We start from the raw sequence: 20,592 nt of genomic DNA, 5'->3' as shown, positions 1-20,592 counted from the left end.
GCAGAGTTTTCTGCAGGCATTTTTTTTATAGCAAGCGTTTGCCAGAAACCGAGCGTGCAGCGTGAATGCCGCTAGCTGCTGCGCCGATTGTTCCGCCACCTGGAAAAATGTGATCGCCGCAGACATACAGGTTCGGCAATCCAGAACGATGCGAAATCGAATGAAACAAAGCTGCATCCAAAGTTTGAGGAAATCCCCCGACTAACCCATTGGTCCGACCTGCAAACCGTTCCCAGGCTTTTGGTGCGCCACTTTCCATATGAACAATAGAAGCACGAAATTCTGGAATAAGCTTCTCAATGGCTTGGAGCATACGCTCTGTCAAAACCGTTCGACTCGACTCGTATTTTTCTTGTGTGTTCCAGTCCTCAATGCGCGAATGTGTAGAAATCGTCACGGTCTGAAAGCCTTCGGGCGCACGTAATTCGTCACCGGGAACAGAAGAAGACATGAAAAAATGACCACCTGCGTCAAGCCCATCCCCCGTAGAAATTTGACGGAACGGTGGTAAGGCCTCTTGAAGTTTTGTCGAATCGATTGCTAAATACAGCGTCATCGTCGTCCACGTTTCACCCGCAATGCCATCGCGTAGCGGAAATTTCAATTTGGCTACCAACTCGGGTGCCAAAATTTGGGGCAATTGCTGAATCGGCACATTGAGGATAACGTCGGTTGCTTCGTAGACATTGCCACGATGATCAGTCGCAATCCATTGTTCGCCTTGTTGTTCCAACTTTTCAAGGGTACGGCGTTTTTTGAGTACACCGCCGTTGTCTTTCAGGCTGTCGCCCATTATTTCAGCAAAACGATACAAGCCACCAGGAACGTAGTATGCACCTTCGTGATAAATATCGAGTGCCACCGCAGCCAATAAATACGCCACATTTTCACTACCGGTTTGCATGCTATCAATCAACAACCCATCAAGCATTTGGCGAAATTCTTTTAAGTCAGCAAGTCCATGTTTTTTTAGCCGCTGATCCAAGGTTTGATTGAAAAAAGGCAATAGCTTCAGGTGTTTTGGACGCATAGATGTTGTCAAAAACGCCCATTCTTTAACTGTTGTGGGAGGCAATACTGGGAGCGGGTCCATCAAGGTACGAACGATGGTCGCAGTATGAAAAATTTCTTTGTAGAATGCGTGGATTTGGTCGTTATGTTGAGGAAAGTGTGCTGTGACTTCATCGACGTGGCGCACGCGATCTTTATGAAAAACAAAAGTCGCTTCGGGATGGACCATTTCCATCACGCGTTCCAGCGGCTCAATCGTCAGCGGTTTGCCGAGGTAGCGAAAAACACGGTCGTGGATACCACCGGATTCAAGCCCCATGCCGAGCGTTGCACCGACAGGGAATAAATAGTGATTGCGTTTGAATTTGCTAGCGCAGCCGCCAAGTTCAGAAGAAGCTTCCAACAGCGTTACCGGCCAACCTGCTTTTGCGAGTAACGAACCAGCCGTTAATCCGCCAATACCAGCTCCTACTACTAATACCGTTCGTGCCATTCAGATCCACTCCTTTTTCTTCATTATGGCGAAAGATAATCATTCCTGCCAACACAAAAGCCCGGTGGCTAGAAATCATACTAGCCACCGGGCTTTAAATGAAGAAATTAGGCTACATTTTTACAGACTTCTGCGCATTTTGCACAGACTTCTGCACATTTCTGGCAGTGATCATGTTCGTGTTTTGAACATTCTGCTGCGCATGCTTCACAAATTACTGCGCATGCTTGTGCAAGTTCTGCCACAAATGGCGAATTGCGGGTAATCGCATGCTCTAGATATGCACACATATCCGCACATTCTCGGTCTAGACGAATACATCCCGCCATCATTTTCACGTCATCTTCTTGTAAGCACGCATCAAAACAATGGTTGCACGCCGCTGCGCAATCGTGCAAGGTCTGGATCAGTTCTGCATGTTGTTCATGTGCCATCAATAAAACCTCCAGTTTCAGTTTGTTGTTTCTCTTACTCACTTTCCCTTTTAATTGTCAATTAAACAGAAAGAGAGAAACTCCACAAAAACTGCACATTCAGTTCTTGGTTGGATTTTGCAAGTTCCGCAATTGCTCATCGTATTGCTCTTTCGTTATGTCACCGTTAACATAGCTCTGTCGCAACAAGTCAGTTGCTTTAGTTGTTTCATTTGGTTCGGTACTAGCTGCTTTTGTGCGTGCTTTGATTAGCGCAAACCAAAGCGCTGTTCCAATTGCAGTTAACAAAACCACAAATCCAACAGCAATGCTAATACCAAGTACTGGATTACCAGCTGTAAAAAATTCTCCCATTGTCTTCAACATCCCTTCCATAGTGAACTTTCTAGCGTCCAGTCGAGCGGTTTTTCAACTGCTTGATGCGGTGCTGAAATTCTTCTTCATTCATGTCTCCATTTTCATACTGTTGTTCCAAAAGTTTTACTTGTTTACTGTGCAGAGGCAGAATTTTACGGCTCGTGTAAACAATTAGCCCAATAAACGCCATCACCAAAAACACTAAGAATAGCAGCATCCACAGGTATAGCGGAATTACGAGATTTACGGAATTCACATCAGCTTCCATGCTTTTCACGCTCCTCCTCGAAATCAATCTACGCATTTAGTATAATGTTCATTTTACACGTTTCGGCCAACAAGTATTAGCGCATTTGAAAAATCATTAAAGTAAAATATTTTGGATGGAAAATTCTGATAATTATGTTACGATATGACGATAGAGAAAAAGGAGGGATGTCCATGTTTGTCCACAAAATCGATGAAGAACTATCACTGAAGCTTCAAGAACTACGGGATGCAGAACGGATTTTTGCATTGACTGATGCATCAAGAGATTATTTAAGAGAATGGCTACCTTGGCTCGATTTTACAACCGAGTTGCAAGACACGAAAGACTTCATTAAATCCGGCAGCCGTAATTTTGTTGAAGGAAAAAGTCTGGGGGCCGTCATTATTTACAAAGGGGAAATCGTCGGCATTGGCGGCTTCAACAACATCAATCATGTCAATAAAACCGCTTATATTGGCTACTGGCTCGGACAAGAATATCAAGGCAACGGCATCATGACGCGTGTCGCTAAAGCATTAACTGACTATGCACTGACCGAACTCAAGCTCAACAAAGTCGAAATTCGCGTAGCTGCTGAAAACCATAAGAGCCGCAGCATTCCGGAACGACTGGGTTATACACAAGAAGGTACCATTCGCCAAGCCGAATGGTTATACGATCATTATGTCGACCACGTCGTATATGGCATGCTTTCAGACGCGCATAACGGAACTTCAACAAAGTAGCAGAAATGCTACTTTGTTTTTTATGAAATGAGCGTACAATACAAAGTAACATGAAGCTTTTAATCGATTGGAGGAAATGTCCATGGACACGAGTATCTCCATCAGCAAGCTCAGCAAAATGTACAAAAAGACGACGGTATTAAAAAACGTAGATTTAACAGTTGCACGTGGTGAAATTTTTGGTTTGATTGGACCATCCGGGTCAGGTAAAACGACTTTGGTCAAGCTGATTGTTGGGATCGAATCGGCTAGCAGTGGAACAGTAGAAGTACTCGGAAAACAGATACCCAATTTGACCTTGCTCGAGAACATTGGATATATGGCACAATCGGATGCCTTATATCCAGAGTTGACAGGCAAAGAAAATTTGGTTTTTTTCGCTTCGATGTACGCCATGAAAAAAGCAGTATTGAAAGAACGAATTGCTTATGCAGCAGATTTAGTTCAACTGACTGACGAATTGAGTAAGAAGGTGTCGGCTTATTCAGGTGGCATGAAGCGGCGATTGTCTTTGGCAATTGCCTTGGTTCACGATCCGCAAATTTTGATTTTAGATGAGCCAACCGTCGGCATCGATCCGGAACTTCGCTTATCGATTTGGCGCGAATTGATGTTATTGAAAAGCGAGCAAGGCAAGACCATCATCGTGACGACGCATGTCATGGACGAAGCAGAAAAATGCGACCGTATTGCGATGGTTCGTGAAGGCGGAATTCTGGTCAGTGGAACACCGGGCGAATTGAAAGAGGCTTATGGTGCGGCAAATTTAGAAGAGGTCTTTTTGCGAGCAGGGAGGGCTGCACGATGAGAACTTTGGCATTGATCAAACGGATTATGTTGCAGCTGCTACGTGATAAAAGAACAATGGCGTTGTTATTTTTTGCGCCTCTACTTGTTCTGACCTTGATGTATTTTTTCTTTAACGGAGACTCTCAAAATCCGAAACTTGCTGTTGTCGGAGGAAATGAATCTTTGATTGCAGCAATGGAAGAGGTGTCGATTGAGGCGATTTCTTACGACACTGCTGACAATCAAACCATTATTACCGATGAATTAGCTGGACTGCTAAAAATAACAGAAGGCCATTTTCAGGTAGTTCTAGAAAATAATGATCCAACTACGTCTCGGACACTGCTAATGCGGATTACGCAAGTGGCATCGATGCAAGCTGGAAACAGTGCTCCTACTCGTATTGCCACAGAATATATTTATGGAAACGCGGAAACGGCGTTTTTTGATGTACTGGGTCCAATACTTGTTGGCTTTTTCGTTTTCTTTTTCGTCTTTTTGATTTCTGGGATCGGTTTGTTGAAAGAACGAGTATCGGGAACTTTGGAACGGTTACTGGCGACACCGATTCGCCGCTGGGAAATTGTTCTGGCGTACTTAACAGGCTTTGGTGTTTTTGCTGTAATCCAGACGATCATTGTGGTGTTTTACTCTATACAAGTATTGGATATGGTCATGGTCGGTCAGGTGTGGCACGTGATTGTTGTTAACTTGCTACTCGCTTTAGTGGCGCTGACGCTCGGCATTTTGCTGTCGACTTTCGCGTCGTCGGAATTTCAAATGGTTCAGTTTATTCCGATTGTCGTCATTCCACAAATCTTCTTTGCGGGTATTATTCCACTGGAAGGAATGGCTGATTGGCTGCAAAATCTCAGTCGCATCATGCCTTTGTATTACGCGGCTGATGCGTTAAAAGCCATTATGTACAGAGGTGAAGGATTGGCTGATGTGGCTAGTAACCTGCTGGCGCTCGCTGTCTTTGCGGTAGTTTTCATCTTCCTGAACATTTTTGCTTTAAAGCGTTACCGAAAATTATAAAATCAACAAGAGCTGTCTGTTTTCGTGGACAGAACTTTTGTGTAGAAACAGCTGGCTCATGTAACAAGCACAAAAGTTCATGTAGAAATCGTGATGCGTGTAGAAAGTAGAAAAATACGTCTAGCAGGTTCAAAAGTACGTGTAAAGAATCAGAACGCGCATGTCGCAACTCATGCGCCAGCAAACTCACAGACTGAAAACAAATTTTCCGCGCTCCGACTACCTCTATCGTGTGACATTTGATAAAATCAATGTGTAGGTGAGTGTAAGTCAAACACAGCATCTGAAGGAGAGAACATAATGAAATACTTTTTAATTGGAACAGTCATTGCCTTGGTTGGCGTGCTGGTTGCTTATGCAACGATGGATTGGTCACTAGTTTCGATTATTAGCGGCATCGCTGCCGGCATTGCGTTGATTTGGGGCGTCTTGGCGCTAGGAGCTGGCAAAAATAAATCAACAAGAACAACAAGTTCTGAAAAACGTCGAGAAAAACAACAGCGCGTAACGAAAATGAAAAATGCAGTTATGATTGCTGTGCCGAATATGGTTGCAGTTATCGTGAACTTAATCATGATTTCATAATGCAGATGGGGTGAAGCGGTGTTAGGGTATTACAGCAGTTTGTCAGCGGAAGTTTACGATCTCGATAAGCCAATCGGCAGTTCGTTTGGAGACATTGAGTATTACTTAGAGCGGCTCGCTTCATGTAAAGGCCGCATACTAGAACCGGCAGTTGGTACAGGCCGCATGCTTGTGCCGTTATTGGAAAATGGATTTCAGGTTGATGGTTTTGACGTGTCTGAAGAAATGCTGCAAGTGTGTCGTGCCAATTGCAAAGAACGTGGATTATCGCCGGAGTTGTTCAATGCAAAAATGGAGTCGTTTTCAATTGATGCAAAATATGCGGCAATTGTTATACCGACAGGGACGTTCTTATTGCTCTATGAACGTGAAAAATCGCTGCAAGCTTTGCAGAATTTTTACAGCCATTTAGAAACAGGGGGCAGGTTGATTGTCGATCTACATGTGCCATCGGGCATTGAACTCGAGAAAACTTCCACACGTAAGTGGCAAGCTACTAATGGCGACACGTTGACAGTAGAAAGTAAGAAGGTCGAAGTAGACTGGATTCAACAACATTTCGTCTCGCAAGGACGCTATGAACGCTGGCATGAGGGACGGTTGGTTGAAACGGAGCTCGAACGCTATCCTATGCGTTGGTACGGGGTTGAAGAATTCACAGCGATTCTCGAAGCGATTGGTTTTACTGACGTTACAATTACAACAGACTATCAGTTTGGCAACTACCCAAAAAATGCAGACGCTATCATCACTTTTGAAGCGACGAAATAAGAAAACCGAGGCAGAAGTTCTGTCTCGGTTTTTTAATGGATAAGCCCAATGATTTTTGCGCTTTTGTCATCTCCTATTTAACTCTACTGCATCCCAAATCAGCAGCTTCAACTCATCAGCTCGAATGTCATCGGTTCGGTTTAGTCGTACATGGCGCATTTTATTGCCGTCACCTTGCAATAAATTGGATTCGTCACGAAGCTCGGCACCGCGGTAAAATCCGAAATTAACATGGCCTTTGGCAGTTTGCATATAGCAGACGAGGCCTTCTTTCGCGTAACTGGGATTAGACCATTTAAAGCCTTCGTCCATTTCTGGGTAGGCTTCGAACACCAATGTGCGAAGCTCTGAGACGATTTTTTGTTCTGGATTTTCCAGTCTGTCGATAAATTCATCTACTTGCGGATCTTTGATTGGATGCATAGACGGATTCTCCTTAATTCGTTTTGGATGATACTAGTAAAAATCGCACATCTCGATCTGTTAAGTTGAACCAGTAATGCTTTTTACGCGCATCAAACAAGATCGATTGATGCTCAGTTAACTCGGTGCGTGCGTCGTCCACTTCGACGGTCAGCACGCCTTCCACGACAAACAAAAACTCATAGCCGCTATGGGCAAATGGATTGCCTTCTGATTCAGCTGGCTTCATCGTCACGAGCATCGGTACTAAATTCGTTGCTTGAACACCGTGTGACAAATCTTGGTAATGAAATCCTTCAAGACGCGTCGCCCAACCAGTTTTTTCGGTTTCATTTGCGAAAAAAAGACTGGGATCGACATTTAAAGCGTCTGCTATTTTCCGCAAAGATTCCAGTGTCACACTCGATTTTCCACGCTCGACTTGCGACAAGAAACTAATGGAGACATCGGTTTGCTCCGCTAGCTCTTTCAACGTCATGTTTCGCTCTTTGCGAAGATTTTTTAAGGTAACCCCAATTGTTCCATGTGACATGTAGAAACCTCACTTTACTAAATGTTCTGTTCTCATCATAACGTACATCGAATGAAAATAAAATTTATATAGGGCATTGACAGAATATTGCTAACTGACTAAACTGTTGGAAAGGGTAGTTAAAGTGTCACTTCAATTTATTTCGAGGGGGAAATAAGATGGATAAAAAGCAAACACGCAAAGTATTAACCGCAAGTCTTGTCGGCAGTTCGATTGAATGGTTTGATTATTTTTTATACGGCACGATGGCAGCATTGGTTTTCAATCAAATCTTTTTCGTCAATGAAGACCCAACTGTTGGACTTATGCTCGCATATGCATCGTTCGCATTATCATTTTTTATTCGTCCATTTGGCGGCATCATCTTTAGTCATATTGGTGACCGCATTGGCCGCAAAAAAACATTGGTCATCACATTAAGTATGATGGGCTTTGCGACATTCGCCATGGGCTTATTGCCAACCTATCAAGCAATTGGCGTGGCAGCACCGATTTTGTTAATCACATTACGATTGATTCAAGGACTTGGCATCGGCGGCGAATGGGGCGGAGCATTATTACTGGCAACCGAATATGCACCACCTGAAAAGCGCGGATTTTTTGGCAGTATCCCGCAAATGGGCGTAACCATCGGAATGATGATGGGAACGTTGGCTTTGTATATTATGACGTTATTGCCAGAAGCGGCGTTTATGAGTTGGGGCTGGCGCGTACCGTTCATTTTAAGTGCATTTCTTGTAGTGTTTGGCTTGTGGATTCGTAAAGGAATCGACGAAACGCCAGAATTTAAAGCAGTTCAAGCATCGGGAGAAATTCCGAAATTGCCGATTGTTGAGACGTTGAAATACCACTGGCGCGAAGTATTGATCGCCATTGGAGCAAAAGTTGTGGAAACAGCACCCTTTTACATTTTCGGAACGTTCGTCGTATCTTACGCAACCACAAATCTTGAGTTTTCAAGAACTGCTACACTCGCAGCAGTTATGATTGCAACGGTTATCACAACGATTTTAATCCCGATTATGGGAGCGTTATCTGACCGTGTTGGACGTAAGAAAATGTATGTGACGGGGGCAGTAGCGATGGGCTTGTTCGCTTTTCCCTACTTCTGGATGTTGCAGCAAGGCTCTGTTATTTTATTGATTATCGCAACAATCATCGGGCTCGGTGTTATTTGGGCGCCAATCACAGCGGTTCTTGGCACTATGTTCTCTGAGATTTTCGATGCGAAAGTACGTTATACAGGCGTTACATTAGGTTACCAAATTGGTGCAGCATTAGCAGGAGGAACAGCGCCTTTAGTCGCAACTTTCTTGCTCGCAACATTTGATAACTCATACGTACCGGTTGCACTTTACATCATGTTAACAGCAGTCATTTCATTGTTGTCCATTTGGGCAGTAAAAGATTTAAGCGGTACACAAAATCAAGCAAAAGCAGCAGCGTTAGTAGCAAAGGAAAGTCGCGCTTAGGCGCATATTTTTAGGAGGGACTTCATGCTTATCATCAACGAACAGCAGATTCAGCAACAATACGGAATGTGTGAGGCGATCCGTGACGTAACGGCCATGCTTCAAGCAAAAGAACGAGGCCAGATCAATAACCCACATCGCACCGTTCTTGGATTTCCAGAACGACAAGCGTCCGCGTTGTATATGCCAAGTGCGGACATGGTCAATAAAGTTTCAAGTGTGAAAGTGGTGACGATATTCCCGGAAAACCCAGCGCAAGGAAAGCCGACGACACAAGGTGTTATTTTGTTGTCAGACGGCGATAATGGCGAGCATGTGGCGATGATGACGGCTTCGTATTTAACGCGGTTGCGCACAGGTGCACTCAGTGGCATTGCGACGGATCTGCTGGCGCGACAAGAAAGCCACGTACTGACCGTAATCGGTACAGGCGGCATGGCGTTCGAGCAAGTACTTGGCGTAGTAGCAGTGAGACCCATTGAAAAAATTATTTTAGTAAACCGCACACCAGAAAAAGCACAGCGTTTTGGTGAACGGCTTGCGGCATTCGGTATTGATATTCCGTATACGGTCGAAACGAATGTGTCATCAGCAGTTCAGCAAGCTGATATCATTTGCTGCGCAACGCGTTCAACCGATCCGGTGTTTGACGGCGCTGATTTAAAACCAGGTACGCACATTAACGGCGTCGGTTCGTATTTGCCAAGCATGCGCGAAGTCGATGAAACGACGATTTTGCGCGCTGATAAAATTGTCGCTGACGACTTGCCAGGCGTTAAAGACGAAGCTGGCGAACTAATTCACACCGTTGAAACAGGCGCGTGGTCATTCGACCAACTTCATGCGGAACTAGGGCAAGTGGTTGTCGGAGAAGCGGCAGGACGGGAAGCAGAATCAGAAATCACGTTCTTCAAGTGTGTCGGTGCCGCGTATTTTGATCTAGCTGTTGCCAAAGGTGTTTACAGCAAAATCAAAGAAAACGGAACAGGTATGGAAGTCGAATTGTAAATAAAAAGAGTCCCACAAGTGGCAAGTTGTCGCTTGTGGGGTTTTTTATTGGGTGTGAAGCAATGTGTCGCGTTACCTAAAGTTTTGGAGTTTTGTCAGAGACTATCGAGGTTTATACAAGGACTAGTAGAGTCTATATCGGGAGATTCAAGATAGCCAGCTTCACATGAACTCCCAGCGTCTTGAGAAAATCCTAGAAAAGAATTCTCTCTTCTTAATGTTAATTGTCTAGTGATCGAAAGTGAAAAAGCAACACGCTGAAGCGCATTGCTCTTTATTCCTCAATCTGCTTGATGACTCTAGCAGGGTTACCACCAACGACTGAATTGGCAGGCACATCATGAGTGACGACGGCGCCGGACGCGATGATGGCATTGTCGCCGATTGTGATGCCCGGATTGATGATGGCGCGACCACCGATCCAGACATTATGGCCAATGGTAACCGGTTTGCCGAATTCTTCACCAGAAGTTCGAGAAGCTGCTTCAAGTGGGTGAGTCGCTGTGTAAATATGAACACCCGGTGCAATCATACAGTTATTGCCAATCCGAATTTCGCAAACATCCAGAAACACACAGTCGAAATTAGCATAGAAATTAGTACCAACGTGCATATTGAATCCATAATCACAGCGAATGTTCGGTTCAATATGGATGTTGTCACCCGTTGAACCAAATAGCTTTTTCAATAAGGCGGTCCGGTCTTGACCGTCCATTTCTGTCGTTTCGTTAAACAATCGACTAAGTCTACGAGCATTCATGCGGTTCTGGCGCAGTTCAGCATCTTGCGGATCGTACATTTCGCCAGCTAACATTTTGTCTTTTTCGCTCTTCATTTGTTAACCTCCTCTAAAGAATCTTGGTAAATCGATTGTATCATAGCTAATTTGGAAAATATTTAGTAAACTTATAGAATATTCTTTATAATAGAGAGAGACAGGAGTGGAATTTATGAAAGCAATCAACAACAAAGTCATAGGCTACAAAGGAATCGAGGTTCCTTACACGGTCATGCTAACGGAGGATTACACAAAAAAATTAGCTATTTTTTTACCAGGTGCGGGATATACGACAAAAAGTCCGCTTTTCCATTTCGCAGAAGAAATTTTCTTGAATGAAAACTATGATGTGCTGCGTATCAATTATCAATACACAGACAAAGCATACGATGAATTCACGATGAAAGAATTGAGCGAAGCGATCGTTCATGACGTTCGTTTAGTGATTAGTCAAGTGCTCAAAGGCAGAAACTATCAGGACTTTTACTTGGTCGGAAAATCACTTGGTACGATTGCGATGGCAACTGAAATGCTGCGTCCTGAATTCAGTGAAGCCAAAGCTGTATGGGTTACGCCGTTACTAAACCAAGAACAAGTTTTGAACACGATGGTCAACAGCAAAAATGCTGCGCTATGCTATATCGGCGACAAAGACCGTTATTACTCACCGGGTGCATTTGAGTTGCTAAAAGCAAACGCGAATTTAGAGTCGACGCTCTTACCAGACATCAATCACCGGTTGGATTGTGAAACCGACCCACTTAAATCCATTGATGCCTTAAAACAAATCATCGCTGGAATCAAAAACTTTTAATGTAGAGCTGCCGTTTATGTAGGCAGCTTTTTTTGATGGGGTTTTGGTAGGGGTGCAGCGTGCTCTTTATCACTTATTCAGTAAAAAGAAAAAGCTGCTGAGGATTTCTCAGCAGCTTTTATTAACGTATACGTAATTCTGATTCGCTATCGAAAAAGTGCGCTTTATTCATATCGAAGGCCATGTCGATCGTCGATTCTGCTTCAACATTAAAACGTGAATCGACACGTGCAACAAAATCTTGGTTATCGACTTTCGAGTAAAGGATAATTTCTGCGCCCATCAATTCTGCAACGTCAATGTACGCTGTCAGTTTGGTATGAGGTGAGTGCTCTAAAAAGAGCGGCTCGTCGTGAATATCTTCAGGACGTATGCCAAGAACGAGGTCTTTGTTGTCATAGCCACCGTCTTTCAAGGCAGCCAGTTTGCCGTCAGGGATGAGAATGTGAATGTCGCCCATGACGAAATGGCTGCCCACTAATTTGCCGTGCAAGAAGTTCATAGACGGCGAGCCGATAAATCCACCGACGAACATATTGTCCGGCAAATCATAAACTTCTTTTGGCGTACCCACTTGCTGAATAAAGCCGTCTTTCATAACGACTAAACGTGTCGCCATCGTCATCGCTTCTGTTTGATCGTGCGTTACATAAACAGTCGTCGTCTGCAAGCGACGGTGCAATTTTTGGATTTCTGCGCGCATTTGCACACGTAATTTCGCATCTAAATTTGATAAAGGCTCATCCATCAAGAAAACTTTCGCGTCACGAACGATGGCACGTCCTAGAGCGACACGCTGACGTTGTCCACCCGATAGCGCTTTTGGTTTACGGTTTAAGTAATCATCCAGCCCTAAGATTTTGGAAGCATTGGCAACGCGTGCTTTGATTTCGTCTTTTTTCATTTTGCGCAGTTTCAAACTAAACGCCATGTTTTCATAGACGGTCATATGCGGGTACAATGCGTAGTTTTGGAAAACCATCGCGATGTCACGATCTTTTGGTGACACGTCGTTTACGCGTTTGTCGCCGATAAACAAATCACCATCTGTAATATCCTCAAGCCCTGCGATCATACGAAGTGTTGTGGATTTTCCGCAACCGGAAGGTCCAACTAGTACTAAAAACTCTTTATCGCGAATTTCTAAGTTAAAGTCTTGTACCGAAACTACACCTTTTTCGTATTCTTTTTTGATATTAACTAATGTTAAGCCCGTCATTTGGTTTCCCCCAATAATCTCTTTGTCATTGGTAACAGCTTAACCGAAAGACGATTTTGAATAAATATCAAAATTGCCTAAAAAATCAAATCATTTTTTGTGCACATTTACTTTTGGATCAAAATCGCTAGATATACTGCCATGGCCTCATGGAATTTACGCACGTCAATGCCGGTGTTTTCATAAAAACGATCGAAACGATATTGCAAACTGTTGCGATGCATATGTAAGGCTTTAGCCGTTTCTGAAATATTTAAGTTATTTCGCACAAATACTTCAATCATTTTCATCGTTTCTTCATCACCTTGATAAACTTGCAAAACGGATTGTTTTATTTCATTTCGGAGTGGTTCTGGTGTTTGATCGAGCAATAAATACGGAATCGCATCGGTATAACTGATAACGGTTTTTTTCGAATACAGGCTAACGATTTTAGCACCATCCACCATTGCGCGGTAATGAGTGACAGCTCCGTGCAAACTTGCACGAAGTGGCCCAACAAAAAAATGGATGTTGATATACAAATCACTCATCAACACATCGATAATTTCATCGTAAGAAATCGGTCCGTCTTCTTTTGTTACGTATTCGACTAAAACACCTTGATGGTCGTTTTGCCACAAAATCGGCACGTGCTGCGCATAAAAATCTTGAACCGCTTGTTTAAACGCTGCAGGACTAATTTGTTTTTCTTGAATAGAAAAATGAACAAAGCGATAGGAAGAATTTAATGGAAACATCCTGTCATCGGAAAGCGCAGGATCAACCGCAGCCGACCACTTTTTTTCTTCGTCGGTCAGCATCGGAAATTTTGGATTATAAGGCGTCAAAAATGTCGCGAGTAAAGACAAATCTCTTGGAGCAAGTTCCCTTTCGTGAATGCCGATAGTCACGCCATCGGGACATGAAAACCATGTATAGGCTGAATCTGAAGCGAGCGTGTTTTGGTCGAGTAGTTGAAGCGAAGGGTAGAGTTTTTTTAATTGATTGATCATTGAATACCTCTTTTCGCAATTTTAACATTTTGAAGAGTTAGATAACTTATTCATTATACAATAAAATCATAGGTTAAATTAAGTAGTTGGCAAAACAGCGGATTCATGTATGATGGTTGAATAGTATTCACTTTATCAAGAAAGAGGGGATTTTATGGCCGACTGGTGGAAAAAATCGACTGTGTATCAAATTTATCCGCGAAGTTTTATGGATTCAAACGGCGATGGCATCGGGGATATTCGGGGCATTATCCAAAAACTCGATTACTTGCATGAACTCGGTGTAGATATTCTTTGGCTATCGCCTGTGTATGATTCACCGAACGACGATAACGGCTATGACATTCGTGATTATTATAAAATCATGAACGAGTTCGGCACGATGGCAGATTTTGATGAGCTACTTGAAAAAGTACACGCACGTGACATGAAATTGGTTATGGATCTCGTTGTCAATCATACGTCTGATGAGCATGCGTGGTTTAAAGACCATCCCAATTTTTACATATGGCGCGATCAGCCAACCAATTGGCGCTCGTTTTTTGGTGGATCGACGTGGCAGTATCAAAAAGAACGCAATCAGTACTACTTGCACTTGTTTTCCAAAAAGCAGCCAGACCTGAACTGGGAAAATCCAGAACTGCGAAACGCTGTTTACGAAATGATGCGTTGGTGGTTAGATAAAGGTGTAGATGGTTTCCGAATGGACGTTATTAACATGATTTCAAAAAATCCGGATATGAAAGACGCACCAAATGGCGATGGCAGTAGTCAATTTATGAACGGACCAAACGTCCATACTTACCTAAAAGAAATGAACAAGCACGTGCTGTCTCAATACAATATTGTTACAGTCGGAGAATCGCCAGGCACAACGCCAAAAGAGGCGCGTGACTATACCGCCGCACAAAATCAAGAACTCAATATGATTTTCACATTCGAGCATATGGACCTCGACCAAGCATCGGGGGAGAAATGGGATTTAAAGCCGCTCGATTTGATCGATTTAAAAGAGAATCTGGAAAAATGGCAACACGGTTTACACAACGAAGGTTGGAATAGCCTATACTGGAACAACCACGATCAGCCACGTATTGTATCGCGGTTTGGAGATGATCAGGATTGGCGCGTCGAGTCCGCGAAAATGCTCGCTACGTGTCTGCATTTTATGCAAGGCACGCCTTATATTTACCAAGGCGAGGAACTCGGCATGACCAATGTACGTTTTGATTTGATTGAGGATTATCAAGACATTGAGACGGTGAACATGTATCAAGAAAAACGAGAAGCGGGCGTTTCGCACGACGACATCATGACGAAAATTTATGCGAAAGGTCGTGACAACGCGCGTACGCCGATGCAATGGTCCACCGAACCGAACGGTGGCTTTACAACGGGCACACCGTGGTTAAAAGTCAATCCGAACTACAAGGACATCAATGCCTTGCAGCATAAAGACTCAGATTCGATTTACCAATACTATAAAAAACTAATTGGTTTGCGTAAGAACATGGACATCATTACACATGGCGATTTTGAATTACTCCACCGGGAGGATCCAGATGTATTCGCCTATACACGCACATGGAACGATGAAAAACTAACGGTGTACTGCAATTTTTCCAGCCAACCGAAATCTGTGACACTGCCAGAAGGAAAAATACTGATTGGCAATTACGCACCGAATGACAGTAAAGGATGGCTTCAACCTTACGAAGCAATCGTTTATTATAAACAATAAAAACGAACACTACGAGGAGGCACTATGGAAAATGTATTAGGAGTCGACATTGGCGGCACAAAAATCCACCTAGGTATCATTAATGCTAGCGGTCAGATTTTATACGAAGAGAAAATTCCGACACAGATTCCACTTTATCCATATCTTGAGGAGAACATTTTGCGCATTTTAGCTGATCAACCTGATGTCAGCGCAATTGGAGTCGGCACGCACGGTTTTGTCGATCCAAAGCAAGGAAAAGTCATCTATTCTGCAGAAACTTTGCCAGGCTGGTCGAACACGCCGGTTAAAGAATGGCTGGAAAAAGCGACGGGTAAACGTGTTGAAGTAGAAAATGATGCCAATGTGGTCGCACTTGCGGAAGCAAAGTTTGGTGCGGCGCAAGGACTTAGTCGTGTGGTCGTTTTAACACTTGGTACCGGTCTTGGTGGCGGTGTTTTATGGGACGGCAAGTTGTTGAGCGGTGGTCCTTATGGCGGTGCGGCAGAATTTGGCCATATGATTCTTTATCCAAATGGCATAAAATGTGCTTGCGGTCGGTTAGGCTGTAGCGAAATGTACGTGTCCGGAACAGCGCTGCGCAATCGAATCGAAACGGCAGGCCTCACAATCACGCCCCCTGAGCTTTTTGAACATGCACAGAGCGATCCAAAAGCTAAGAAAGTCGTGGAAGAATTCACCGGCGATTTAGCGCTTGTTATTAGCAGTTTGCAGGCAGCGTTCGATATGGAAATGGTCATTATTGGCGGGGGTGTTTCAGAAGCAGCAGATCTTTGGATGGAGTCGCTGCAGCAGCAACTCCAACCGATGCTACTAAATCCGCTGGACATTGAAGTAGCACGTTTCGAAAACGACGCGGGTATTTTAGGAGCTGCATTATTGGTATTGGAAACTGAATAAATGAGTTTGAATAGGAGTGGCTAAGCGAGCTGCTCTTATTTTTTTATTTACTCCCAATTTGAAACTATATAAGTGGAATGAAGAAACCGACTTTTTTAAACCACTTTAGTTGCCCAGACCGTGGACGTGCCGGCGCTAAGCAACTGGTTGCGTAAGAAGGGAGTGTCTAGTTTGCTGTTATTACCTAGAAAATATGGGGAAAAGGAGACTCCGAGGGGGAAGTGCAGAACAAACTTGTGCGTCTATCTCAAGTTCATTCTGCGCAAGCCCTTGGCAACTGGCGCTGAGAGTTTCTTACGCGTCAGTTGCATGACCACACCCTGTGGACCCGAAAGTACAGCTGTTTTGCCGAAGATCAACAAATAGAATCATTCGTTCGAGCTACCATTAGTTAAAAAAAGAATTTTTTAAAAATTCCATCTTGTGCAAACGTTTTCATGGTGTTATGATACAGATAATTAATTTTCGGGAACACTCTCCAGTCCGTTTCCGCTTTTTATTTGTTCGTTTGTGCAAACGATTTCACAACAACTCAAAGGGGGATTTACTGATGAAGGAAGTAAGGTTTAGCAAAGGACTTGTAGCATCATTGATGTTGTCAGCTGCAGTGTTGGCAGGATGTAGTAGCGACGGGGAAAAGGACGGATCGAGCGCAGAAGGTGAAGAAGTAACGGTAGACATTTTCCAATTCAAAGTGGAATTCAAAGACCAGTTTGAAGACGTAGTGGCACTTTACGAAAAAGAAAACCCGAACGTGAACATTGAAATTACAACGGTTGGTGGCGGAGAAGATTACGGCGCAGCACTTCGTTCACGCTTTGCATCTGGTAACGAACCAGCAATCTTTAACATCGGTGGACCTCAAGACGTAGCGGACTGGAAAGACAATCTATCAGACTTAACGGACACAGCAGCTGCAGGAGCGGCACTTGACGGCACGCTTGACGGTGTAACCGTAGAATCTGAAGTGCTTGGACTTCCTTATAACCAAGAAGGTTACGGCTTTATCTACAATACGCGTCTATTTGAAGAAGCAGGAATCGATCCGGCATCCATCACGGATTTTGCATCACTCGAAGAAGCTGTGAAAACATTGGATTCGAAAAAAGACGAGCTTGGTCTTGAATCAGTCTTCGCTTTCCCAGGAAAAGAAACGTGGGTAACAGGACTTCACTTGTCAAACACCTTTCTTGCTCCAGAGTTCGACAACAACGTATTAACAGCATTTGATGCGAAAACAGTCGATTTTAAATACGCTGACGGTTTTAAGAAAATCGTTGATTTGCAAAATGAATACTCGAAACAACCAACTGTTAGTCTTGATTACTCTCAGCAAGTCGAAGAATTATTTTCACTTGAACGTGTAGCAATTATTCAACAAGGAAACTGGGCGTACGGTTCAATCGCAGGTATCGATCCAGAACTTGCAGACAACGGCATCGGTCTTATGCCAATTCCTGTTGAAGGCGTAGAAAACACAGGCTTACCCGTGGGCGTACCGATGTATTGGGGCGTAAACAAAAAAGCGGACGAAGCAGTTGTTAAAGAATCAAAAGAATTTTTGGATTGGTTGTACACATCTGATGTAGGTAAAACAGCTGTGGTAGAAGACTTCAAATTCATCCCGGCTTACGAAGGTTACGACACATCGAAAATCTCTGATCCCATGTCGAAAGCCATTTACGATGCATCTGAGTCAGGCAATACAATCGGCTGGGTTTTCATGGGCTATCCAACTGGATGGGGTGAAGATGTACTTGGTTCGAACATCCAGAAATACCTAAGCGATGAAGCAAGCTGGGACGAAGTGATCGATTCAGCAAAAGAAGCTTGGGAAGCAGATAGAGCTAAGTAATACAATTTCAAGTAAATTTTCACGATGAGCGTGTTAAACAAAGTAGCCTCTGTGCTACTTTGTTTTGTTGCTGGAGTAAATGACAAGGCTTCACTCGTGTAAACCGCACCGGTCGCTTTGGGCATGGCTCACACAATAAGCCGAGAAGAACACTCGTCTTATTGCTCCGCCTAGCCCGTGGACGCGCCGGCACTAAGAGACTTGCTAGCTACAACGTGAGAGCAGCTGTTTTGTTGCTGGGGTAAATGACAAGGGCTTCACTCTTATAAACCGCACCGGTCGCTTTGGGCATGGCTCACACAATAAGCCGAGAAGAACACTCGTCTTATTGCTCCGCCTAGCCCGTGGACGCGCCGGTGCTAGGAGATTTGCTAGCTACAAAGTGAGAGCAGCTGTTTTGTTGCTGGGGTAAATGACAAGGGCTTCACTCTTATAAACCGCACCGGTCGCTTTGGCCATGGCTCACACAATAAGCCGAGAAGAACACTCGTCTTATTGCTCCGCCTAGCCCGTGGACGCGCCGGTGCTAGGAGATTTGCTAGCTACAAAGTGAGAGTTGTTGGTATTGCTAGTCGAAAAATAAAAGATAGGCAGCAAAATAGCGGAGACGCCCGCGGCAAGCGTAGCTGTTTTGCGGACTATCGCTAACCCAATCTAAACTTAACCGACCAAATCAAGAAAGGAATGATGCCTGTATGCGTACAAAAGATTTATCTTATTGGTTGTTTCTAGCCCCTGTCTTATTGGCACTTACGCTAGTTGTCATTGTTCCAATGCTACTCGGCGTCTATTACTCCTTCACCACCTGGAACGGCATCGACACAGGAGAATTCGTCGGTTTCCAAAACTACATCGATTTGTTCAAAGACCAGCGTTTCCTTGATTCGTTATGGTTTACAACAAAATTCTCAATTGTTTCGGTTATCTTAATTAACGTCATTGGCTTATCACTAGCACTGCTCGTTACGGGACGTGTTCGCTCAAGCAAATTACTGCGTACGACGTTCTTCATGCCAAATTTAATAGGTGGATTGATCTTAGGATTTATCTGGCAGTTTATTTTCATCAAAGTGTTTGCAAGTGTTGGTGAGATTATTGGGATGGAAAGCTTACAAGGCTGGTTGTCTACAACGGATACGGGATTCTGGGGCTTGGTTATTTTGATGAGCTGGCAGATGGCTGGATACATTATGGTTATCTATATCGCTTATTTAGAAGGCATGCCAAAAGAGCTGCTAGAAGCCTCTGAAATTGACGGAGCTTCTTCGTTTCAACGTTTCCGTTATGTGGTTTTTCCACTTGTGGCACCGGCGTTTACTGTTAGTATGTTCCTGACACTTTCAAATACGTTCAAGCTGTATGACCAAAACTTGTCACTAACCGCTGGTGGGCCTTATAACTCTACTGAAATGGTCGCAATGGAAATTTTCAAAACAGCGTTTACGCAAAATGCTTTTGCGTATGCGCAGGCAAAAGCTGTTATTTTCTTCGTTATCGTCGCAATCATTGCCCTTGTCCAAGTGTATTTGAACAAACGCAAGGAGGTTGAAATGTAATGAAGAAAAAATGGAATTTGAAATTAGAAATTCTTGGCTTGGTGTTAGCACTTTTGTGGTTGGCTCCGTTTTACTTAATGTTCGTCAACTCATTCAAATCAAAAAAAGAAATTTTCATGGACACTATCAGTCCTCCCGAAAATTGGAGCTTTGATAATTACATTACGGCTTTTGAAGAACTGGATTTTTTGCAGACATTATTTAATTCGCTATTAATTACAGTTGTCAGCGTTGTGTTGATCATTGTTTTCTCAGCGATGGCGGCATATGCCTTATCGCGCGCGAAAAGTAAGCTCAGCACGGTATTGTTTTTCACTTTCGTTGCAGCCATGCTCATCCCGTTTCAGTCGGTGATGATTCCGCTCGTTACGGTATTCGGTAAGTTTGAACTGTTAAACCGGGGTGGCTTAATTTTTATGTATATTGGCTTTGGTGCGAGTCTTTCTATTTTCTTGTATCACGGTGCGCTAAACAATATCCCACGTTCACTGGATGAAGCGGCGACAATTGATGGAGCCAACCGCTGGCAAGTGTTTTGGCATATTATTTTCCCAATCTTAAAACCAATTACAGTAACGGTAGCCATTTTAAACATCATTTGGATTTGGAACGATTATTTATTGCCATCCCTGGTGATCAATACACCAGGAAGTGAAACGATTCCGTTGAAGATGTTCTTCTTCTTTGGTGAATACACGAAGCAGTGGCATTTGGCACTTGCGGGGTTAACACTCGCGATCGTTCCAGTCATCATCTTTTATTTCTTCGCACAACGCGAAATTATTAAAGGGGTATCGGATGGGGCAGTAAAATAGGAGGACGGTA

General features: G+C 43.7%; 22 protein-coding genes. 13 read left to right on the top strand and 9 right to left on the bottom strand.

Features of this window, described 5'->3' with window-relative positions:
* Nucleotides 1–25: 25 nt before the first annotated feature.
* The 4 genes from QMF37_RS08985 to QMF37_RS08970 form a co-directional block, all read right to left on the bottom strand.
* Nucleotides 26–1,504: a phytoene desaturase family protein gene (locus QMF37_RS08985; protein ID WP_071153983.1), complete on the bottom strand. Its 1,479-nt coding sequence runs from the start codon at nt 1,502–1,504 to the stop codon at nt 26–28.
* Between the two features lie 107 nt (nt 1,505–1,611).
* Nucleotides 1,612–1,938 carry a four-helix bundle copper-binding protein gene (locus QMF37_RS08980; RefSeq protein WP_283477967.1) on the bottom strand — a complete coding sequence of 109 codons (327 nt, stop codon included), beginning with the start codon at nt 1,936–1,938 and terminating at the stop codon, nt 1,612–1,614.
* A gap of 99 nt (nt 1,939–2,037) precedes the next feature.
* On the bottom strand, nt 2,038–2,292 hold the full coding sequence (locus tag QMF37_RS08975) for an SHOCT domain-containing protein (RefSeq protein ID WP_071154006.1): 255 nt from the start codon (nt 2,290–2,292) through the stop codon (nt 2,038–2,040).
* 31 nt (nt 2,293–2,323) lie between these two features.
* Nucleotides 2,324–2,563, bottom strand: coding sequence for a hypothetical protein (locus tag QMF37_RS08970; RefSeq protein ID WP_071153981.1), 240 nt, complete (start codon nt 2,561–2,563; stop codon nt 2,324–2,326).
* A gap of 173 nt (nt 2,564–2,736) precedes the next feature.
* Here QMF37_RS08970 and QMF37_RS08965 point away from each other — a divergent pair, with 173 nt between their 5' ends.
* From QMF37_RS08965 to QMF37_RS08945, 5 genes are all read left to right on the top strand, one after another.
* The gene (locus tag QMF37_RS08965) at nt 2,737–3,291 is read left to right on the top strand and encodes a GNAT family N-acetyltransferase (RefSeq protein ID WP_071153980.1); all 555 of its coding nucleotides are present in this window, start codon (nt 2,737–2,739) and stop codon (nt 3,289–3,291) included.
* An 82-nt stretch (nt 3,292–3,373) separates the two neighbouring features.
* Nucleotides 3,374–4,099, top strand: a complete 726-nt coding sequence (locus QMF37_RS08960; protein WP_078080146.1) for an ABC transporter ATP-binding protein — start codon at nt 3,374–3,376, stop codon at nt 4,097–4,099.
* Nucleotides 4,096–5,118, top strand: a complete 1,023-nt coding sequence (locus QMF37_RS08955; protein WP_283477963.1) for an ABC transporter permease — start codon at nt 4,096–4,098, stop codon at nt 5,116–5,118. Before QMF37_RS08960 ends, QMF37_RS08955 begins: the two co-directional genes overlap by 4 nt.
* 300 nt (nt 5,119–5,418) lie before the next feature.
* Nucleotides 5,419–5,703 (top strand): DUF5316 domain-containing protein, encoded by a 285-nt coding sequence (locus QMF37_RS08950; protein WP_058386305.1) that lies wholly within the window; start codon nt 5,419–5,421, stop codon nt 5,701–5,703.
* Between the two features lie 18 nt (nt 5,704–5,721).
* A complete protein-coding gene (locus QMF37_RS08945) occupies nt 5,722–6,474 on the top strand; it encodes a class I SAM-dependent methyltransferase (protein WP_058386304.1) in 753 nt (250 codons plus the stop codon).
* Between the two features lie 66 nt (nt 6,475–6,540).
* On the opposite strand, the gene QMF37_RS08940 is transcribed toward QMF37_RS08945, so the two are convergent.
* Entirely contained in the window at nt 6,541–6,897 is a 357-nt protein-coding gene (locus QMF37_RS08940) for a DUF1801 domain-containing protein (RefSeq protein ID WP_071153978.1), read from the bottom strand.
* Nucleotides 6,898–6,910: 13 nt separating this feature from the next.
* A complete protein-coding gene (locus tag QMF37_RS08935) occupies nt 6,911–7,429 on the bottom strand; it encodes a helix-turn-helix domain-containing protein (RefSeq protein WP_071153977.1) in 519 nt (172 codons plus the stop codon).
* Nucleotides 7,430–7,587: 158 nt separating this feature from the next.
* Here QMF37_RS08935 and QMF37_RS08930 point away from each other — a divergent pair, with 158 nt between their 5' ends.
* Both QMF37_RS08930 and QMF37_RS08925 read left to right on the top strand, forming a co-directional pair.
* On the top strand, nt 7,588–8,901 hold the full coding sequence (locus QMF37_RS08930; protein WP_071153976.1) for an MFS transporter: 1,314 nt from the start codon (nt 7,588–7,590) through the stop codon (nt 8,899–8,901).
* A 24-nt stretch (nt 8,902–8,925) separates the two neighbouring features.
* Nucleotides 8,926–9,909 carry an ornithine cyclodeaminase family protein gene (locus QMF37_RS08925; RefSeq protein ID WP_071153975.1) on the top strand — a complete coding sequence of 328 codons (984 nt, stop codon included), beginning with the start codon at nt 8,926–8,928 and terminating at the stop codon, nt 9,907–9,909.
* A gap of 274 nt (nt 9,910–10,183) precedes the next feature.
* Here the strand turns inward: QMF37_RS08925 and QMF37_RS08920 are convergent, their stop codons facing one another.
* On the bottom strand, nt 10,184–10,744 hold the full coding sequence (locus QMF37_RS08920) for a sugar O-acetyltransferase (protein WP_071153974.1): 561 nt from the start codon (nt 10,742–10,744) through the stop codon (nt 10,184–10,186).
* A 115-nt stretch (nt 10,745–10,859) separates the two neighbouring features.
* Between QMF37_RS08920 and QMF37_RS08915 the strand changes: the two genes are divergently transcribed.
* The gene (locus QMF37_RS08915) at nt 10,860–11,501 is read left to right on the top strand and encodes an alpha/beta family hydrolase (protein WP_071153973.1); all 642 of its coding nucleotides are present in this window, start codon (nt 10,860–10,862) and stop codon (nt 11,499–11,501) included.
* Nucleotides 11,502–11,622: 121 nt separating this feature from the next.
* On the opposite strand, the gene QMF37_RS08910 is transcribed toward QMF37_RS08915, so the two are convergent.
* Nucleotides 11,623–12,720, bottom strand: coding sequence for an ABC transporter ATP-binding protein (locus QMF37_RS08910; RefSeq protein ID WP_283477956.1), 1,098 nt, complete (start codon nt 12,718–12,720; stop codon nt 11,623–11,625).
* 107 nt (nt 12,721–12,827) lie between these two features.
* Nucleotides 12,828–13,715, bottom strand: coding sequence for a PucR family transcriptional regulator (locus QMF37_RS08905; protein ID WP_283477954.1), 888 nt, complete (start codon nt 13,713–13,715; stop codon nt 12,828–12,830).
* Nucleotides 13,716–13,869: 154 nt separating this feature from the next.
* On the opposite strand from QMF37_RS08905, the gene QMF37_RS08900 reads away from it, so the two are divergent.
* The 5 genes from QMF37_RS08900 to QMF37_RS08880 all read left to right on the top strand — a co-directional run bounded on the left by QMF37_RS08900 (nt 13,870) and on the right by QMF37_RS08880 (nt 20,582).
* On the top strand, nt 13,870–15,456 hold the full coding sequence (locus tag QMF37_RS08900) for a glycoside hydrolase family 13 protein (protein WP_283477951.1): 1,587 nt from the start codon (nt 13,870–13,872) through the stop codon (nt 15,454–15,456).
* 24 nt (nt 15,457–15,480) lie between these two features.
* Nucleotides 15,481–16,356 (top strand): ROK family protein, encoded by an 876-nt coding sequence (locus tag QMF37_RS08895; RefSeq protein ID WP_283477950.1) that lies wholly within the window; start codon nt 15,481–15,483, stop codon nt 16,354–16,356.
* Nucleotides 16,357–16,906: 550 nt separating this feature from the next.
* Nucleotides 16,907–18,211 (top strand): ABC transporter substrate-binding protein, encoded by a 1,305-nt coding sequence (locus QMF37_RS08890; protein WP_071153969.1) that lies wholly within the window; start codon nt 16,907–16,909, stop codon nt 18,209–18,211.
* Nucleotides 18,212–18,906: 695 nt separating this feature from the next.
* Nucleotides 18,907–19,767 (top strand): carbohydrate ABC transporter permease, encoded by an 861-nt coding sequence (locus tag QMF37_RS08885; RefSeq protein WP_071153968.1) that lies wholly within the window; start codon nt 18,907–18,909, stop codon nt 19,765–19,767.
* Nucleotides 19,767–20,582, top strand: a complete 816-nt coding sequence (locus QMF37_RS08880; protein WP_071153967.1) for a carbohydrate ABC transporter permease — start codon at nt 19,767–19,769, stop codon at nt 20,580–20,582. The genes QMF37_RS08885 and QMF37_RS08880 overlap by 1 nt, the downstream gene beginning before the upstream one ends.
* Nucleotides 20,583–20,592: the final 10 nt, after the last annotated feature.

Origin of the sequence: Planococcus sp. S3-L1 (genome assembly GCF_030063085.1) — a bacterium.
GTDB lineage: Bacteria > Bacillota > Bacilli > Bacillales_A > Planococcaceae > Planococcus > Planococcus kocurii.
This window is presented reverse-complemented; position numbering and strand designations above follow the sequence as displayed.

Coding starts and splice junctions, on each gene's coding strand:
- QMF37_RS08985 (WP_071153983.1), bottom strand. CDS start 1,504: ATGGCACGAACGGTATTAGTAGTAGGAGCTGGTATTGGCGGATTAACG.
- QMF37_RS08980 (WP_283477967.1), bottom strand. CDS start 1,938: ATGGCACATGAACAACATGCAGAACTGATCCAGACCTTGCACGATTGC.
- QMF37_RS08975 (WP_071154006.1), bottom strand. CDS start 2,292: ATGGGAGAATTTTTTACAGCTGGTAATCCAGTACTTGGTATTAGCATT.
- QMF37_RS08970 (WP_071153981.1), bottom strand. CDS start 2,563: ATGGAAGCTGATGTGAATTCCGTAAATCTCGTAATTCCGCTATACCTG.
- QMF37_RS08965 (WP_071153980.1), top strand. CDS start 2,737: ATGTTTGTCCACAAAATCGATGAAGAACTATCACTGAAGCTTCAAGAA.
- QMF37_RS08960 (WP_078080146.1), top strand. CDS start 3,374: ATGGACACGAGTATCTCCATCAGCAAGCTCAGCAAAATGTACAAAAAG.
- QMF37_RS08955 (WP_283477963.1), top strand. CDS start 4,096: ATGAGAACTTTGGCATTGATCAAACGGATTATGTTGCAGCTGCTACGT.
- QMF37_RS08950 (WP_058386305.1), top strand. CDS start 5,419: ATGAAATACTTTTTAATTGGAACAGTCATTGCCTTGGTTGGCGTGCTG.
- QMF37_RS08940 (WP_071153978.1), bottom strand. CDS start 6,897: ATGCATCCAATCAAAGATCCGCAAGTAGATGAATTTATCGACAGACTG.
- QMF37_RS08935 (WP_071153977.1), bottom strand. CDS start 7,429: ATGTCACATGGAACAATTGGGGTTACCTTAAAAAATCTTCGCAAAGAG.
- QMF37_RS08930 (WP_071153976.1), top strand. CDS start 7,588: ATGGATAAAAAGCAAACACGCAAAGTATTAACCGCAAGTCTTGTCGGC.
- QMF37_RS08925 (WP_071153975.1), top strand. CDS start 8,926: ATGCTTATCATCAACGAACAGCAGATTCAGCAACAATACGGAATGTGT.
- QMF37_RS08920 (WP_071153974.1), bottom strand. CDS start 10,744: ATGAAGAGCGAAAAAGACAAAATGTTAGCTGGCGAAATGTACGATCCG.
- QMF37_RS08915 (WP_071153973.1), top strand. CDS start 10,860: ATGAAAGCAATCAACAACAAAGTCATAGGCTACAAAGGAATCGAGGTT.
- QMF37_RS08910 (WP_283477956.1), bottom strand. CDS start 12,720: ATGACGGGCTTAACATTAGTTAATATCAAAAAAGAATACGAAAAAGGT.
- QMF37_RS08905 (WP_283477954.1), bottom strand. CDS start 13,715: ATGATCAATCAATTAAAAAAACTCTACCCTTCGCTTCAACTACTCGAC.
- QMF37_RS08900 (WP_283477951.1), top strand. CDS start 13,870: ATGGCCGACTGGTGGAAAAAATCGACTGTGTATCAAATTTATCCGCGA.
- QMF37_RS08895 (WP_283477950.1), top strand. CDS start 15,481: ATGGAAAATGTATTAGGAGTCGACATTGGCGGCACAAAAATCCACCTA.
- QMF37_RS08890 (WP_071153969.1), top strand. CDS start 16,907: ATGAAGGAAGTAAGGTTTAGCAAAGGACTTGTAGCATCATTGATGTTG.
- QMF37_RS08885 (WP_071153968.1), top strand. CDS start 18,907: ATGCGTACAAAAGATTTATCTTATTGGTTGTTTCTAGCCCCTGTCTTA.
- QMF37_RS08880 (WP_071153967.1), top strand. CDS start 19,767: ATGAAGAAAAAATGGAATTTGAAATTAGAAATTCTTGGCTTGGTGTTA.